General features: G+C 48.5%; 15 protein-coding genes. 6 read left to right on the top strand and 9 right to left on the bottom strand.

Features of this window, described 5'->3' with window-relative positions; genetic code table 11:
• Positions 1-123 precede the first annotated feature (123 nt).
• The 4 genes from EL633_RS07325 to EL633_RS07310 all read right to left on the bottom strand — a co-directional run bounded on the left by EL633_RS07325 (position 124) and on the right by EL633_RS07310 (position 3806).
• Positions 124-465, bottom strand: a complete 342-nt coding sequence (locus tag EL633_RS07325) for a hypothetical protein (RefSeq protein ID WP_126626560.1) — start codon at positions 463-465, stop codon at positions 124-126.
• A 431-nt stretch (positions 466-896) separates the two neighbouring features.
• Complete coding sequence (locus EL633_RS07320) at positions 897-2129, bottom strand: sigma-70 family RNA polymerase sigma factor (protein WP_126626559.1); 1233 nt, start codon at positions 2127-2129, stop codon at positions 897-899.
• Positions 2130-2553: 424 nt separating this feature from the next.
• The gene (locus EL633_RS07315) at positions 2554-3324 is read right to left on the bottom strand and encodes a DedA family protein (RefSeq protein ID WP_126626558.1); all 771 of its coding nucleotides are present in this window, start codon (positions 3322-3324) and stop codon (positions 2554-2556) included.
• Positions 3321-3806: a hypothetical protein gene (locus tag EL633_RS07310; protein WP_126626557.1), complete on the bottom strand. Its 486-nt coding sequence runs from the start codon at positions 3804-3806 to the stop codon at positions 3321-3323. Before EL633_RS07310 ends, EL633_RS07315 begins: the two co-directional genes overlap by 4 nt.
• A gap of 668 nt (positions 3807-4474) precedes the next feature.
• Here EL633_RS07310 and dut point away from each other — a divergent pair.
• Entirely contained in the window at positions 4475-4924 is a 450-nt protein-coding gene (dut, locus tag EL633_RS07305) for a dUTP diphosphatase (protein ID WP_170216689.1), read from the top strand.
• 3 nt (positions 4925-4927) lie between these two features.
• Complete coding sequence (locus EL633_RS07300) at positions 4928-5272, top strand: DnaJ domain-containing protein (protein WP_126626555.1); 345 nt, start codon at positions 4928-4930, stop codon at positions 5270-5272.
• A 215-nt stretch (positions 5273-5487) separates the two neighbouring features.
• Here the strand turns inward: EL633_RS07300 and EL633_RS07295 are convergent, their stop codons facing one another.
• The 3 genes from EL633_RS07295 to EL633_RS07285 form a co-directional block, all read right to left on the bottom strand.
• Entirely contained in the window at positions 5488-7020 is a 1533-nt protein-coding gene (locus EL633_RS07295; RefSeq protein ID WP_126626554.1) for an ArnT family glycosyltransferase, read from the bottom strand.
• Between the two features lie 244 nt (positions 7021-7264).
• Complete coding sequence (locus EL633_RS07290; protein ID WP_126626553.1) at positions 7265-9181, bottom strand: AAA family ATPase; 1917 nt, start codon at positions 9179-9181, stop codon at positions 7265-7267.
• Between the two features lie 120 nt (positions 9182-9301).
• Entirely contained in the window at positions 9302-9991 is a 690-nt protein-coding gene (locus EL633_RS07285) for a hypothetical protein (RefSeq protein WP_126626552.1), read from the bottom strand.
• A gap of 456 nt (positions 9992-10447) precedes the next feature.
• Here EL633_RS07285 and EL633_RS07280 point away from each other — a divergent pair, with 456 nt between their 5' ends.
• Both EL633_RS07280 and rsmD read left to right on the top strand, forming a co-directional pair.
• Complete coding sequence (locus EL633_RS07280; RefSeq protein ID WP_126626551.1) at positions 10448-11689, top strand: hypothetical protein; 1242 nt, start codon at positions 10448-10450, stop codon at positions 11687-11689.
• Entirely contained in the window at positions 11689-12324 is a 636-nt protein-coding gene (rsmD, locus tag EL633_RS07275) for a 16S rRNA (guanine(966)-N(2))-methyltransferase RsmD (RefSeq protein ID WP_126626550.1), read from the top strand. Before EL633_RS07280 ends, rsmD begins: the two co-directional genes overlap by 1 nt.
• On the opposite strand, the gene EL633_RS07270 is transcribed toward rsmD, so the two are convergent.
• Complete coding sequence (locus EL633_RS07270) at positions 12303-13505, bottom strand: sensor histidine kinase (protein ID WP_126626549.1); 1203 nt, start codon at positions 13503-13505, stop codon at positions 12303-12305. The genes rsmD and EL633_RS07270 overlap by 22 nt on opposite strands.
• A 601-nt stretch (positions 13506-14106) precedes the next feature.
• On the opposite strand from EL633_RS07270, the gene EL633_RS07265 reads away from it, so the two are divergent.
• Positions 14107-14592: a MerR family transcriptional regulator gene (locus EL633_RS07265; protein WP_126626548.1), complete on the top strand. Its 486-nt coding sequence runs from the start codon at positions 14107-14109 to the stop codon at positions 14590-14592.
• A gap of 17 nt (positions 14593-14609) precedes the next feature.
• Here the strand turns inward: EL633_RS07265 and EL633_RS07260 are convergent, their stop codons facing one another.
• Complete coding sequence (locus EL633_RS07260; RefSeq protein WP_126626547.1) at positions 14610-14927, bottom strand: type II toxin-antitoxin system Phd/YefM family antitoxin; 318 nt, start codon at positions 14925-14927, stop codon at positions 14610-14612.
• 630 nt (positions 14928-15557) lie between these two features.
• Between EL633_RS07260 and EL633_RS07255 the strand changes: the two genes are divergently transcribed.
• Entirely contained in the window at positions 15558-15875 is a 318-nt protein-coding gene (locus EL633_RS07255; protein WP_126626546.1) for a hypothetical protein, read from the top strand.
• The last annotated feature ends 189 nt before the right edge of the window (positions 15876-16064 follow it).

Here is a 16064-nt window from a genome sequence, read left to right as displayed (position 1 = left end):
TCGGGCGCTAAAGCGCCCGAGCTTTTATTATTTGTGTGGGTGCAGCAATGGTGCGAACACACCATTGCTGCACCCACAATGAAAGAGCATAGTGTCCCTTGAAAGAAGTCAAAAGTTACGATTTCAAGAGAGTTCAAAGGCTACGATTGCTAGTTCCATGACTACGAGGACGCTACCTATTACAAGGCCTGTGGTAGAAAGGATTTTTCCGTCTTGCCACATTGGTTTGCGCGCCAGATAGCGGCCAATGATACCTAATGTTAGTGCTGGTAGTGGGCACATCAGAAAGAGATAAACTGAGATGTGGGCAAAGCCAACTGGTAGCCTGCCAAGCACAAAAGAAAAATACGTATCTAGCAAGAGGCTAATGCCAGCAATCACGCACAAGCTTATACTTAAGTAGGCGGTCCAGTGGATGCGCCAGGATTTTGGTATCAGTTCTTTTGGCCACAGTTTTCCGTCCATCTCAATTTTTTTCCTTCCATCTCACAGCGTTTATAATGCTGCCTTGCATAAGAATGTGTCTGATGCCAAGCTGTTATTGACGTACTCGTATGTTTTTTTGGGTTGCTGTGATGAATAACGTATAACAGGCGTTATTTATCTCCATAGGCTAGAAAAAGTTTGAGCACCGCAGGCGCAAAAGTTCAGGCCTGAGTATGCTAGTGTACTAGCATATACGCTAATGGCACAAATGAAAATAGACAAATGACCTGTTCTAATGGATATTATTGTCATGATACGTAATAATCAAGAAGATCAATAGATAAACGTACGCAGAGACAGAATTTGGCCAGAAAACACAAAGTCCCCCGGGAGGATGCTTTTTCTGTAAAAAGCACCCTCCCGGGGGACTTTGCGCATGTCGGTTTTAATTATGCCTATAAGGCCGCAGCTTAGCCGCGCAAGCGTTCTAGCACAGGTGGTTGACGAAGCTTAGCCAGAGCACCAGCCTCAATCTGCCGTACGCGTTCACGGGTAATACCCAATTCACGTCCCACTTGTTCAAGGGGATGAGCCTGGCCATTCCCGAGGCCGAAGCGCAGCTGGAGTACCAGCTGTTCGCGTGGTGTCAGAACTGATTCCAGTACACGTTGTACTTCATCTTTCAGGGTCTGGGTTGTTGCCAACTCTTCTGGTGATGCCGACTCAGTATCTGCCAGCACATCGCCCAGTTCCTGCTCTTCGTCTTCTCCAACGGGTAGTTCAAGTGAAACAGGAGCTCCCGGTGCCGATTGCAGTTCAATCATGCGAATAGGATCAAGTCCTGTTGCCTCTGCCAGCTCCATCTCTGTTGGTTCGCGTCCAAGTTCCTGCAGGAGCCGTTGACGCTCACGACGAATGCGATTCAGGGCAGTGTTGACATAGACAGGAAGGCGAATTGTTCGACCTTTATCCGCGACGGCTCGACTGATCGCCTGGCGAATCCACCAGGTTGCATGGGTCGAGAAGCGGTGTCCACGGCGCCAATCATAGCGCTGTACCGCACGAATAAGACCGATATTACCCTCTTGAATGAGGTCCAATAATGTCAGGCCTCTACCAACGTAACGTTTGGCGATACTGACAACCAGACGTAGGTTTGCCAGAATAAACTGTTTCATTGCATCGCGGTCACCAGACTCGATGCGCTGTGCCAGTTCAACCTCACGTTCATGGGTAATCATCGGGACGCGGCCAATCTCACGCAGGTAAGTCATTACTGCGTCAGATTCACCGGCATCAGCCGTATTAGCCTGATTTTCTTCCTGATCTTCAGAGCGGCGACGGCGCACTTGCGTGTTGCGACGTACGGGATGCTCTTCTTCAGAATTGGTTGAGGGAATGTGAATGAGTGAGTCGGTTTCAAGATCAGTGGGGGGAGAATCTTCTTGCTCGGAATCAGAAATATCTTCTAAATCCAAGGGGCCCGTCTCATTTTCAAGTGAGCCGGTATCAATACCACCCATGTCATCTTCCAACTCAGGGCTGTCTTTCTCTATTTCAGCCTCTCCATCATCCTCTTGTGTATAATCAAGATCTTTAGCAAGAAGCTGTTCGACAATATCGAATGGCTTCTCAAGATCTGTGGTATGTGATTTATGTAAGGTAAGCGTTGTTCCCGTCATGGCACGCTTTGTGTCTATCATTGTGCGCCCTCCATGAAAAGTAGTATATCCTAAGCAGCAAGATATCTGTTCGTCGTCAGTCTGGTCCTACACTCAAGGCGATTAAACCTATCATCGGACCAAATCTGTCCGAGCCGAGTGGGAGGAAAATCAATGACATGCAATCAGTTTCTACTAATAGAAACATCGCCAGGTTGGAAAATATTCCTAACTCATTGACAAGAAGACGTTTCCCCAATTTGTCGGACAAATGCGCGTACAATGTTGTCGGCTTTGTTAATTGGGCAGTCAAGCAATAATGACAATGTCATTGCCAATCAGTCGAAGGAACTACATCCCTACCTTAATTATAACGCAAGTCACCCTTTCATTCTAGTCCCTACGACCTGGATTTGACATAGTTTCACTGGTAAAACTGTAAGGTATGTGTAATCCATCTGTACTTTTATACGTTTGAACCCTTCTTAAAGTGGCAGGAAATGGAGTCGTTTTCAGATTCCGTTCCTTGTTGAAGTTTTTTTGTCGTTATTGTGAGCTCGGAGGAGGCCATCTGAAATTCTTCCGGTTTTGTCGATGTTGCCGCTGTTGTTTCTGACCGCCCCGTTCTCATCCTGTGGAACGTACGTAATAAAAGGACGACGAGATAGCCAGCAATGAGTAATATTGCTGTCAGGATAGAGATGGTGGTTAATACATCTCCGACAGCTTCCCAACTGGCCCCAAAAATAAATCCCAATATCAGAGGTGGTGCGATACCCAGGGCTTCGCCGAGAATATCGGCAAGCAAAAATTTACGATAGGGAAAACTTTCAGCGCCTGCCAGAATATTAGTGGTGCCACCAAGTGCTGGTAACAGGCAGCGCGTAAGAAAGATGGCCCAGATGCCGCGCCGCTGAAAATATTCCTGTGAGCGAGCAATAACTTTCGGTGACAAAAAGCGGATACGCCGCGTCTGACTTAGCCAGGCAATCACACGTGTTCCCACTTTACGTCCAATGAAATATCCCAGACTATCTCCACTGACTGAAGCGCTCAAAGCCGTAATAAAGAGGAGTGCGAGATTAAAATCCCCTAACGCTGCAAAGGCACCTGCCGCCAGCAGGAGTAAGCCGATCGGAAGTGGCGCGCCTACGGCTGCAATACAGATACAGATCCACAGTACTGGATAGCCATAGAGTTGCAGCCAGCTGAGCAGAAGTGGTACAAGTGTATTCAAATTATTTTGCTCCCCCCTCTATCAACCGTAGGCGTTGGATAGGGAACAAATGGATGATCTTTTCGATAATCCAGAATACTTTGCTGGATTTTACGAATCAGACTATCCGTTGACTGTTTATCCAGAATACTTTGCTGGATTTTACGAATCAGACTATCCGTTGACTGTTTATGTTGGAGAGCAAGTGTTTCTAATGTACTATGACGATTAGCCGGTGTATCTTTTATTTTTAGCGCTGCATACAGAATGCTAGCTGGGATGCGATATACATGCGCAATGTAAGGAATGGTCATCCATTGGCGAATGAGATGGACATCCCCTTGATGCTCCATGACTTGATGATTATGGACATCTTGAACCGCATGGATGGTTGCATTTGCCGCCACAACTGTCGCTCCAATTGAGAGCAGCAAAAAAAAGCAGATGATCACAAAGCGTTGCCGCATCGTTGTTTTTTTCATCGCAAAAGTATGTGTATCCACATGCCTCATCCCCCCTGATATAGAACCTTATATACACCTATCATCATAAGTTCTCTTGTCACCTTGTTTGTTTCCCCCTCTCATCGAGGAGCATGCAGCCATCCGCACGCGGGCCCTGAAGGGCCCACGCTCCTTTTACTTGTGCTGACAAAAACTGAGCAAAGCTCAGTTTTTGTCAGCACAAGTAAAACCGTTGGAGCGCCAAAGGCGCGAAAAGAACGATCGGCGGACCACAAATTTCATAGGAATTAGATACTCTCTACGAACACTATAAAACATTATTATTGGAGCGCCAAAGGCGCGAAAAGAACGATCGGCGGACCACAAATTTCATAGGAATTAGATACTCTCTACGAACACTATAAAACATTATTATTGGAGCGCCAAAGGCGCGAAAAGAACGATCGGCGGACCACAAATTTCATAGGAATTGGACACTCTCTACGGACGCTATAAAACATTATTACTTGAAATAGTATATGTTACACGCTGTGCGGAGCACAGCGTGTAACATATACTATTTCAAGTTAGTTGGGCACTTTAGTGCCCGCGTGCGGTTGAGAGCAGCAATCATAGTTAGTGTCAACTTCGGCCACAACACACGAAAAAGTCTGCCTGGCAGAAATCCTCTCTTGACGTCGCATCTTCTATTCTCTAGAATAACCTACATGGACGTATCTGTACAACCTTTAGAGGTAAATATTAAGAGAGTTGATGCGGACTTGCCGTTGCCGACGTATGCTACGGCAGGATCAGTCGGTTTTGATCTGCTCAGCCGAGAAACAACTGAAGTTGCGCCACGTACGCTGGCGTTGATTCCCAGTAACTTGATTGTGCAGACACCGCCGGGATACATGCTGCTGCTCACAATGCGTAGCAGCACTGCGCGGCGTAAAGGCTTGCTTATGCCCAATGGCGTCGGGATTATTGATCAGGATTATTGCGGGGATGGCGATGAACTGATGGTATCAGTTTATAATTTCCGGGATGAGCCTGTCACAGTCGAGCGCGGTGAACGTATTGCTCAAGGAATTTTTGTTCCTGTTGGTCGTTTCGCATGGAATGAAGTGGAGCAAGTCGGGAGTGGACGCGGAGGTTTTGGAAGCACAGGTAACTAAATTATGGCTCTACCAGATTATTATGCTATCCTCGAAGTATCAAGTACCGCCAGTTCCGATGATATCAAACGGTCATATCGTCGCCTGGCACGCTTACATCATCCAGATCTGAATAAGAATACCGAGGATCTTTACATCAAACGGATCAATGAGGCTTATGCGATCCTGGGAGATCCTATGCGGCGCATGGCTTATGATATTCAGCGTCTGGAGCAAATGAAGCGGGATGTAATTCTTAATTTTATTTTAACCCAACGCGGGCAAATTCAGCAAAAGCAGCCGCGCATGACCTGGAAAGAAGGTGCTCAGGGTTTTGTGCGTGAGCTGAAAAAGAATATGCACGACTAGACATCAACAAAGAACAGCGTGTAGCACACTTTGCCGCACGCTGTTCTTTGTTAGCTATGTTCTACTTTTTGTTTTCTTCCTGCCGGGCCTGCAAAAATGCGAGCGCGAGTGAGCCAAGCAATACCCCAACTAATACAATCTCCATCGTACTGAATGTCTTCTTCTTTTCCATCTGCTTGTATCCTTTTCAGTAGCTTTGATCAACATCTCTTTGTTTATATTTTAACCCACAGAGAACCATCTTTGCCATAGCTCTTAACCTGGTGAAAATGTTGTTGCACCCAGCTACGAAACTCTTGTAGCCTGGGATTTGTCAGTCGTCCTGTGTAGAATAGGACAGCTTTGACTTTGGGCTGAGAGGCTAGTTGGATCAGTTGCTGGCTGGTCAGGTAGTTCGTATTGATGCGAACGCTGGAGGTATCAACCAGTTCTGGTGGTGTATTTCGTCCAGCGAGAGCCGTGAGAAATTGTCCGTCTGTAATCACAAAGCCGTCGGCCGGGACTACCTGATCAAGTTCATGGGCTGTTCGCAACGAGCCCTGGGTAGCGGCCGCATTGGCCCGTGTCTGTGCCTGGCGATAGTTAAGTTGGATGATTCTAGCGCCGAATACTACTGTGATCAAAACCAGCAGTAAACAGCCTGCGCTGATGAGCCCTGATGGTTGTGTCCAGGCTTTTTTGTTCAGGGGCACCTCTCCCCATCCCATTACTGCCAATGCTGACAGAATGGGAACCAGAATCACCAGATGATGATCAAAGAGTGGTTGTTGTTGCCAGAGCATGATGGCGGAGGCTAGTGCCCATGCCAGCAATGGCAGCACACGCCAATCTTTTCTGAGTAGCGCCACAATACTGCCGTAGAGCGCGGCAAAGCTAAGTGGAGCTAGCAAGAAGCTGGCCAGCCTGGTGCCATTACCCAGCTGTGAGGTTGTACTTTTGGCGACATTATGAAATGTGATCACGCCAGCCCAGAAATCTGGCAGCACGTTGAGAAAAGGCAGCATAAGCACCACTGTTGCCAGGATGGCTACTGCTATGCCAATTATTAACGAGCGCGCACTTTGCCAGCGTGTGCCAGCCGGCTGACGTGTAATACGCCAGATCTGGGCCAGGGCCAGCAAGGCAACCGGAACAAAAGTCGTCAGGGCAAATAATTTGCTGAAAAGACTCAACACCAGGGTAAGCGTACAGAGAGCCGCTAAGAGGCTGCCACGCCATCCCTCGGGTTTCTGCCACCAAAGATATGCAAAGGCGACTGACAGTAGCGAGAAGGCCACCTGAGGGCCTTCTGCCTGGATGGTTTGTGATGCTGAGAGATAGAGGGGTGCCAGTATTAGCAGAAGCAAGGCGATAAACGCACCGCTCCAGTTGCGTAGCGCATAGCCAAGTAAAACCATACCTGCCAGTCCAAGCAGTGAGATCAGCGCAATACCCAGCCGGGCCGACCAGAGTGTCTGGCCAAAGAGCAGGTAGGTAGGAAAGATTGAGAATATGAACATTGGTGGCTGAGAATAAAAAGTAGGATGATACAAAGAATAGCCGGCGCCTAATGAGCGCAATGTCTGCCAGTAAACTCCCTCATCATATGAGTCCCGATCAAAGGGTACACCTAATGTATACAGGCGCATCAGTAGAGCAATCAGCAAGAGTGCCACCAGTCCTGCTGTGATGAAAAGCTTATGACGACTGGTCAGGGGAGTAGAAGTGTCTGTATGCGTACTGGCCGCATTTGAGAGAACGGTACTCATAGTAATTGGTTGCCTATCTCCTCTATGGTAGGGAAACTACAGTTTAGGGCTGCCGCTGGTGTTTTTTTCGTGTGTTTGATGGTGCGTTTCAAAGATACTGTATTTCACAGTAGCAAATAAGCGTAAATTATTCAAGTAATTGGGAACTCTTCCATTCTATTTACCTATGCTTATAGTGAATGCTAAAAAAAAGCAACCATCTTACAATGCGGTAAGATGGTTGCTTTGGGCTGGTGCTTTTGCGCTACATGTCTGGCATGTCGCTATAGCCCAGGGGTGGTTTATCTAATTCACTAGATTGGAAGTTGGTGCTCGTGTTATTAAAATTGGAGCCAGCCAGATAGCCAGCGTGGCTCTGGGTGTGACCGTTACTGTGGGTACCGTTACCGTTGCCGTTATGGCCTGCCTCTAGCAATGGTGTGAGTTCGCTGAAGAGCGTTTTGGTGGCGCGACGTGCATCGGCACCATCAATTAGCTCTTTGATCTCTTCCGCTACCAGTTCATCTCTGTCGATGAGTGCTTCGGCTACTGCGATCATCGCTTCACTGTGTTCAATAAAGAGTTGTTTAACCGCGTTCAGCTGGGACTGTAGGAGCGCTTCAACCCGGTCGGCGAGTTTGGGTATGGCATTCATGGCCGCGCCACCGGCATCGCTAAAAGCCAGGAACGAGGTAATCGTGTCATCCATACCGTATGCGCCAATATAGAAGGCGGCCTCTTGTGTTGCGGTTTTAAAGTCTCCCGTTACACCGTTTAGTCTGGTATTCAGGAATAATTCTTCGGCCGCGCGTGATGCCAGACAGACTTGAATACGGGCAAGCACGTCTTCGCGATTGCGCGTAACGATTGTTTCCTTGGGGCGTGGAGCAGCAAAGGCGGCGGCCCCCTCGACGTCGCCGCGCATGTGGATCGTTACATAAGCCGGGAAGTAGCGATCCATTAAGTAATAGCTGGCGACGATATGGCCCGCCTCATGATAGGCAAGACGACGGCGCTCAATCTCGGTTAGCTCACTAATCTGGCGCAAACCAAACTCATGGACATCCTGAGCTTCTGTCAGGTCTTTATAGGTAATTTTCTTGCGTCCATTAAAGTGAGCAATGATCGTTGCTTCATTGATGATGTGTTTGATCGCGACTGGTGTATAGCTTACAAAGCGCGCCGAGAGCGCTGCAATCGAGATGTCCTCTTCGTGCATCACTTTTTTTAGATAGTACTCGATGACTTCTGGACGATACTTATCGGTTGGTGGCGCCACGTTGATCTGGCGATCGAAACGTCCGGGACGCAGGAGCGCGCGGTCCAGAGCCTCTGGTGTATTGGTTGCACCAACGGTCAGTACAGGTTGGTGTTGCGCACGGCCATGATAGAGTCCAAGGGTACGCAGGATCTTTTTGAACCAGCCGGTCTCAATATTGGGGGGGTCCATCTCCATCAATAGCTGGTTAAGGCCACCACTACCGCCGCCCATCATACCACCCATCATACCCATGCCCATACCGCCATTGTTGCCACGGGAACCACCAATCGCATCAACTTCATCCATGAAGATCACGCAGCCGCCATATTCACGGGCCAGCCTGCGTGCTTTGCGGTACAGGTTACTGATCATCAGGACATCGATACCCATGAACATCGCTTTAAAGCTGGCCGCACTGGCATAAGCGAATGGCACACCAGCCTCGGTGCTCATACACTGGGCCAGATAACTCTTACCGGTTCCTGGAGGTCCTGAGAGGAGCAGACCCCTGACCGGATTACCACCCATCTCCTGGAATTCTTTGACGCCACGTAGCAGTGACACGATACGGCGGGCGGACTCCAGCACCTCTGGATTGCCTTTATAATCGTCAAAGGTAATGCCGGTCTCACCTGGCATGACCCAATACAAACGCGGACGAGCCAGGAACCAGAAGAGGGCTACAAATTGGATCAGAATGTAACAGATGGCAAAGGTAATCTGGAGAATGCCGCTCAGGGCAGTTCCTCCATCCAGGCCAGCAATTGTGACGCCTGAGGTGAAGAACCAGAGCGCAAAAATGCTTAGCGCAATCCACCACCAACCGCGCCTAAAAAATCTTCCAAACTGGTCCAGGCCCAGATCAATGGATCTATCCAGCTCGTTGCGTGGTTTCCTGGAGCGAGTTGTATTTGTTGACACTACGTCTATCCCTTCAGCAAGCTCTCAAGAGCGTATATGCTCATGAAAAGCGATCGCCAACGCCGCTCACATAATTGAATGGCATGCTAGTACTCAGTAGGTTTTCCAATGCAGTTCAGTTTAGACCGTACGACCCGACACATAATCCAGTAGGAAGATACGACCAGATGGAGTAGTGCTAAAATGCCAGAGCACCACACTATTTGTGGTAGTACTGGTGCCGCTTGCGCTACTTGTGGAACTTATATCGGTCTCGATAAATGTGTCGATCAGGCCGTCGGGAGCCTTGTTTATACTGGTTACAGCAACATTGGTCCATTTGACTGGTGCGTATTTTTCACTGAACTGCAAAACATACAACGAGCTATCTGGTGGACGTGTAGAGGCACTCATTGCCTTCTGGACTGCCAGCATCGTATTGATATCTCCAGCTCGCAGGGCTAACAGCCAGGTCTGTACATCAGGACTCAGATCAGGATTACTCTGAACGGACTGCTGTAGACTGTTTGAACTGGAACTCAAGGGGGTCTGGCCGCTGGCAAAGTATGTGGTTGCGAAGATGCTTGCCAGCAAAAGGATAAGCGCTAATAGCGTGACGAGTTTATGGGTCCGGATCCAACGAATGACGTAATAGAGGAGTTTGAAGATTGGACGCAATATCGCTTTGATGACAAGAGCAAAAGGGGATTGTCCAACTCGTTTGCGCGCCGGCGTCAGCGCTACTCTTGGTTGTTCGGCATTTGCCGGCTCAATTTGTGATGGAGGTGGGGCTACCCGTGTCGGTGGTGGCTGCGTCGGTGCTGGTATCATAGATTAGCTTATCTCAACTTTCTCGAACATAAGCAAACTATTCTTTACGTTACAACGCTCTTATAGAACGAGCACTATTCGCCAGTGTACAGGGTGATTTCTTGCCACAATTTTCGGGAGATTGTGGTTATTTTAGTACCATACATTATATCTTATGATTAATCAAGACATTCCTCTGTGCTAAATTGTATCTATCTCTACATGTTAGATCTTGTGATCCGCCTGACAACACCACAGAAGTTAAGGATAACTGTACCATCTATGGTATTATCCTTTCAGCAGGGCTTTCTGCAGCTGGCAAAAATGAGCGTGGCGCTTGAGGTTATGGCGCACCAATCCTCTTTATGTACAAGGGATGTGTCTGTAAGACGTTTTTGATATAATGTACGTACACTGTTTATGATCGACATAGAGACCCTGGAATTGCAGGTAGAGCAGCATTGTAGGAGAAAGCAGGTGAGTGCTTCCATGGATGGCAACAGGAAGATACAGGAGGAGTCCGGGCCGTATATCTGGCTACGCTACGCGACCCAGTATACGAAGGATGGCCGTACCCATACAATTGAAATGAGTGTTCCCGTCCCCCCTGGTGCGAGCGCTGAGGAGCGAGAGCGGCTGATTCTAGAGGCTGAGGCGGGTATGCAGCAACTGACGGTGCATATGGATCAACATCTACCAGAGACTTCGGGGTCGGGGCGTTCCCAGAATGGCCAGCAGAAAAACCGGCCCGCTCCACAACCGCAGGTAAATACCAGGACTGCCCCTGCCCAACAACAACAGGCTGCACCACCACGGACAACGTTGGTTCCTGGCAATCGGCCGGCTTCTATTGCGGCTCCGCCAACGGCCACACAGTCAGGAGATAATCGTAATGGGGACGCGCCTGAGATAACGACTGGTGGGCGTAGTGGAGAGCCGGGTAACAAGTCAAATACCGGAAATCTGTCATTGCCGGCTGGTGAGCCGGGCAGTAATATGCCTTTGCCGCAATTTATTCAATATATTAAAGATAATCTGGATCTGACACCAAAGCAGGCGATGGAGATGCTCAATGTGCGTTCTCTCACGACTGGTATTAATCTGCGTGATGCGTTAGAGCAGATCAAAGAAATGCTTGGCCAAAATGGTCCTGCACCTACATCTTTGCAAGCACCAACGCGACGGGATAGTGAAACGCATTTGCGGTCAGAGCAGGCGCAAGATAGTTCCGATCTGCCACGTGCGCAGAAATCAGGACAACTGCCGCGCATCTTGCGTCCAGAACGCGATAATCCGATTGTGGAGATGCGCATTCCGCGTGCAGCGCCAGCAGGATTTGAGGAAGAGATTGGACCTGATGAACTGGAGCATGAACCCTTAGCTGGTTCAACCTTTAATGAACTTGAGGATCTGCCCTTGCTCCCAGACGAATTTAGTGAACAAGAATTGGAGCGTGCCCGCACCAAAATCAGTTCCTTACGCGAATCCCAGGGCGCAGCCACAGCCAGTCCACAGCGTCAGAAAGTACTGGATAATGTGGTTCTCTCCCAGATCTCAGATGAGCAATTACGGACACTGATTGAAGGTGTATGGACAATTACAACCATCAAAAAACTGAAGGTGGACCAGGTTGAAGCGTTAATTTCCTGGGCAAAGCTGGAAGATGATTTTATAGAACAGGTAGAAGCTGTTCTGGCAGTCCTAGAGGAGGAACGCTAATGCGTGTGGTAACTGGTGAGGCCAAGGGTAAAAAACTGAAGTCTCCTAAAACAATCGGCACCCGGCCAATTATGGATCGCGTGAAGACCGCGTTATTTGATATTCTATCTGATGAAGTAACTGATGCCCGTTTCCTGGATCTTTTTGCTGGAACGGGCGGCGTGGGGATTGAGGCGCTCAGCCGTGGTGCCGCCCATGCCACCTTTATCGAGATGAATCCAAAGATTGTTAAGCTTGTACGCGAGAATTTACAGATAACTGGCCTGACCGATCGAGCTGATGCGTTGCAGGGAGATTCTTTCAAATTTTTGCTGGCCCACCAGTCTCAACCCCAACAGCCGTCTCCATCACATGGCCATGAGAAGCGTGCTTATTTTCCAGCCGCCCTCACAGGCCAGTCGCGCGTCTATGATATCATTTATGTAGCTCCACCCCAGTATGAAGAGATGGCGGCGCGTGCCCTGGGTTTATTGGAAAGCTCAACCCTATGGTCAGATAATACATTGATTATCGTGCAGATACATCCCAAAGAGCGCCCTGGTGTAGCGGCCGTGGCCAGCCAGAACTTTGTTCTAGACGATGAGCGGCATTATGGGAGTACACTCTTAATGTTTTACCGCCGTCCAACTGTATGAGCCGAATCTACCTGGGTCGTGATGCTGGTAGCGTGTGTCGGAATCACACGCGGCAAGGTGAAGCGAAAACAACTGCCTTCCCCTGCTATACCGGAACTCTCGACCCAGATACGACCGTGTAAACGCTCCACTAACTGCTGGCAAATATACAGTCCCAATCCTGTGCCGCGTACCGTGCCCCCTACATCACGGGGTAGACGCGCAAATTGCTCAAAAACATGGGCATGTTCTTCAAGCGGAATACCTGGTCCCGCGTCCTGCACACTGATACAAATCATCTGTGGATCATAGTGATCTGCTTCAGCCTTCAATATGATAGAGGTACCGGAAGGCGTATATTTAAGCGCGTTAGTGAGTAGCTGATGCAAGATGTGGCGTAAATATTGCCGATTAGCGCGTGCCCATAGATGGGTAGAGATCTGTAAACGCATACGATATTGCTCATGTTGAAGTACTGCAATATGATCACAGGTTTCAAGGACAATCTGAGCGATCGAGCACTCCTCAGCATCCCGTTCCGCCTGGGTGTTATCTATATCCATTGATACCAGGATATTATTGACAATCGCACGTAAATCATCACAGTGGCGCAACGCATCCTGTAAATAGATACCATGAGCTTGATATTGTAGATAGCCATGGCTCTCAAACAACATGTTAAGCAACTCAAAATAGCTATAAGTGGCAGCTAATGATGTTCTTAATTCGTGATTAACATTGATCACAAATTGTGTCTTGAGTTGCTCAAACTGGCGTAACTGTTCCCTTATCATCTGACGTTGCTGTTCTTGCTCCCGATTAAATGCCAGATGTGTCTGTTTGCTGCCACACGTTTCTTTGAAAAAAGCCATCAACTGTCCCGCGCCCAACAGAATAATCAAGTTGAACAGGGTTGAGATCAGGATTGTAGAAGCAGGACCATTGATACTCTTCTGATAGATGACATAGCCGCCTGATAGTGCAAAGCAACTCAAAAAGCAGATACATGTTCCTCTATATGAGAAGCCCCAGGCCCATAGCAACATGCTTAGTAGGAGGAGACCTTCAACGTGGATAACGCTAAATGTGAGCAGGTAGGTGATCATACTGAGCAGTGTGCATATAATGCAGATAGCCAGACGTGGAGCAAACGATATACTCGTAAATGAAAATTGCCATAGCAGATGCTGCTTCTCAAACATGACCCTCTCCCCTTATCACTACTCAAATATTTAATGTTCTTTTAATGATATAACAATGTTAAAACAATAAGCAGTTTTTGCAATAATACCATATTTATAAATACATATACAAGCCTTATCTTATGTAAAATTTATTAATTCCTAATAAATTATGTTATTGTCAGAAACAAAGGGCTTTCTGTTCTTGTACTTTGTCAAACGTCGTTTGATCGGTTGTTCGCCCGCTACGCGGGCGGCGAGCCCCTTGGATCCCGGCTTTGGAGGGTGGGATGTTGGGGGCACAGCCCTAGAACCCCCAGGCACCGGGGTTGGCCGTTCCTTGGATCCCGGCTTTGGAGGGTGGGATGTCGGGGGCACAGCCCTAGAACCCCCAGGCACCGGAGTTGGCCGTTCCTTGGATCCCGGCTTTGGAGGGTGGGATGTCGGGGGCACAGCCCTAGAACCCCCAGGCAATGGGATTGGCCGTTCCTTGGATCCCGGCTTTGTGATCACATGATGAGACGTGCCAATGTTCGCTGGTGTCTCGATCAGGAAACAAAGGGTCCAGTTTTATGGGATATAATAGAGGGAAGTATGTGTATAGAAAAAGGAGGACGTAATTATGGTAAGTAAGCCAGGTGGCCGTTTTGCATTTTTGGATGCCGGCGAGGCGGCGCGACGATTAGGAATTGATCGTGTGATGTTGGATCTCTGGGTGAAGGAAGGTCGGATTAAGACGCATCGGGGTGTGGGACGGGATAGTTTTTTCCGCGCGGGAGATGTTGAGGCGCTCTATAATGAACTGCATCCAGCAACTGAGGTGGCTGAGGCCGTGGCTCAGGATGAGCAGGACAGCGCAGCAGGCGTGGAGACAGCGGCGAAACCAGCGCGCAAGCAACAGGATCCACAGATGCGCGTCTACCTTCGCTTGCAGGCGGATGCCAAATGGTATGACGTTTCTGAAGATGATATTCGCTACTGGTTTCAGCAGCTGGCTCCAGATGGTTATGTGCGCAATAAGCGTAACGCCGAGCATACAATCAAGAAGTTGCAATTGCTCGTAAGCTTGATTGAAGATGCGCAAAAACGAGAAGCAGAGCAGTCATGATGGGCCGATAAAGCCCATCATGTTGGCTCTTGTTTTTCATCCTCCCAACCGAATTCGCGTCTGATTTGTTCCAAAGGGATCAATGCTTCCGCTTTTGTACCACGTTGTGCCAGGCGAAATGAGGTCATAAACTTCTCATTATGAAGTATTTCTAATGTCTGGTTGAGAGCTTCAATAGTCTCACACATGTGGAGGTAGTTAGCCATTGATAAAATGGCCATGACTTGCTGCTCATCTTGAGTGACGATGATTGGATCCTCTGTTTGTGCAAACAACTGGGGTAATGTAGAGAGTTGTTGCTGTGCTTCGGATAACGATAAATGTTTCTCCGTCATGTTGCTCCCCTTTGATAGATAATAGCATTATTTTTTATAGCAACACGCACTCAACGTTTATACTGTGCAATACAAAACGCCTTTATTGTGTGTACGTTAGCGGGTTCATGTTGTTGCAACTCATAAACAAGAGTGTTTTTCCACGAAATATGCATATAGCTTATTTAAGATAGACGCACGCCTATATTCATTTGTCACTTTGAGCTTCTGGACTATGACCTGTCTATTTCTACAGGTAGGGAACAGGTAGTTTCTCCGGCTTTAAAGACTGGTGGAAATAGCGGTGTTGTTGACCTCAAGGGAAGTTATACTACCACTGTGCAGAGGAACCATCAGTATGGAGCCCAGCGAGCAATAAGGCGTTGATTGTGGAACCCGGCGCTTTATTCATCGTTTGCATGCGAGCTTGACCTGTGTGATTTGTCAGCGGGCGAGGCGTGACGATAACATGCAATACAAGAGCCGTAGCGAGGGCATTATCGGATATAGTGTCGATGGAATCATACTGATGGGTGACTCATGTGCAGCGCGGATCAACCAGTTCAGCTGATCTGGTTGGTAGGGTGACACTCACGAATATTTGTGGGTACATGTATCGAGGGAAGAAGATTTCCTGGAAAGGAGTGCACGATGGGACAGTGGGCATATAAGGTTGTATATGTCGATTACCGTGGGCGTATCTCATGTGAAGGCACTGAGACGCTGATAGGCAACGAGCGACGTAGCGCGTTTGTGCGCCGCTATTTTGATAGCATCGGTCGTGAAGGTTGGGAGTTAGCGAGTAATCAGCCTCTGACATCCAACTCCGCATATTATGTGTTTAAGCGGCCAGCACAGGATGGCGATTATGCCGAGGAGACTCCTCCAGCTGCTAGTGAGGCGACTCCTGCTACACCTCCTCCGACATCGACTGAGGGTGGTAGTAGCCCAACTATTGAGAACGTCTAATTTAGCCAGGAAGAGGCCTCATGCATCCATAGTGGAATTGCATGAGGTTTTTTTGTTTTTGTGGTTGTGATGGCTTTTTGACGCCTCGCGCCTGCGGCGCTCGCTTGCTTTATTTTCTCAGGCGGGATATGGGCCGGTCGCGACCGGCCCATATCCCGCCTGAGAAAATAAAGGGGAGAGAGGCTATGG

This window comes from Dictyobacter alpinus, from assembly GCF_003967575.1.
Classification (GTDB): Bacteria; Chloroflexota; Ktedonobacteria; order Ktedonobacterales; family Ktedonobacteraceae; genus Dictyobacter; species Dictyobacter alpinus.
The sequence above is the reverse complement of the archived record's forward strand: the minus strand, read 5'-3'. Positions and strand labels throughout refer to the sequence as shown.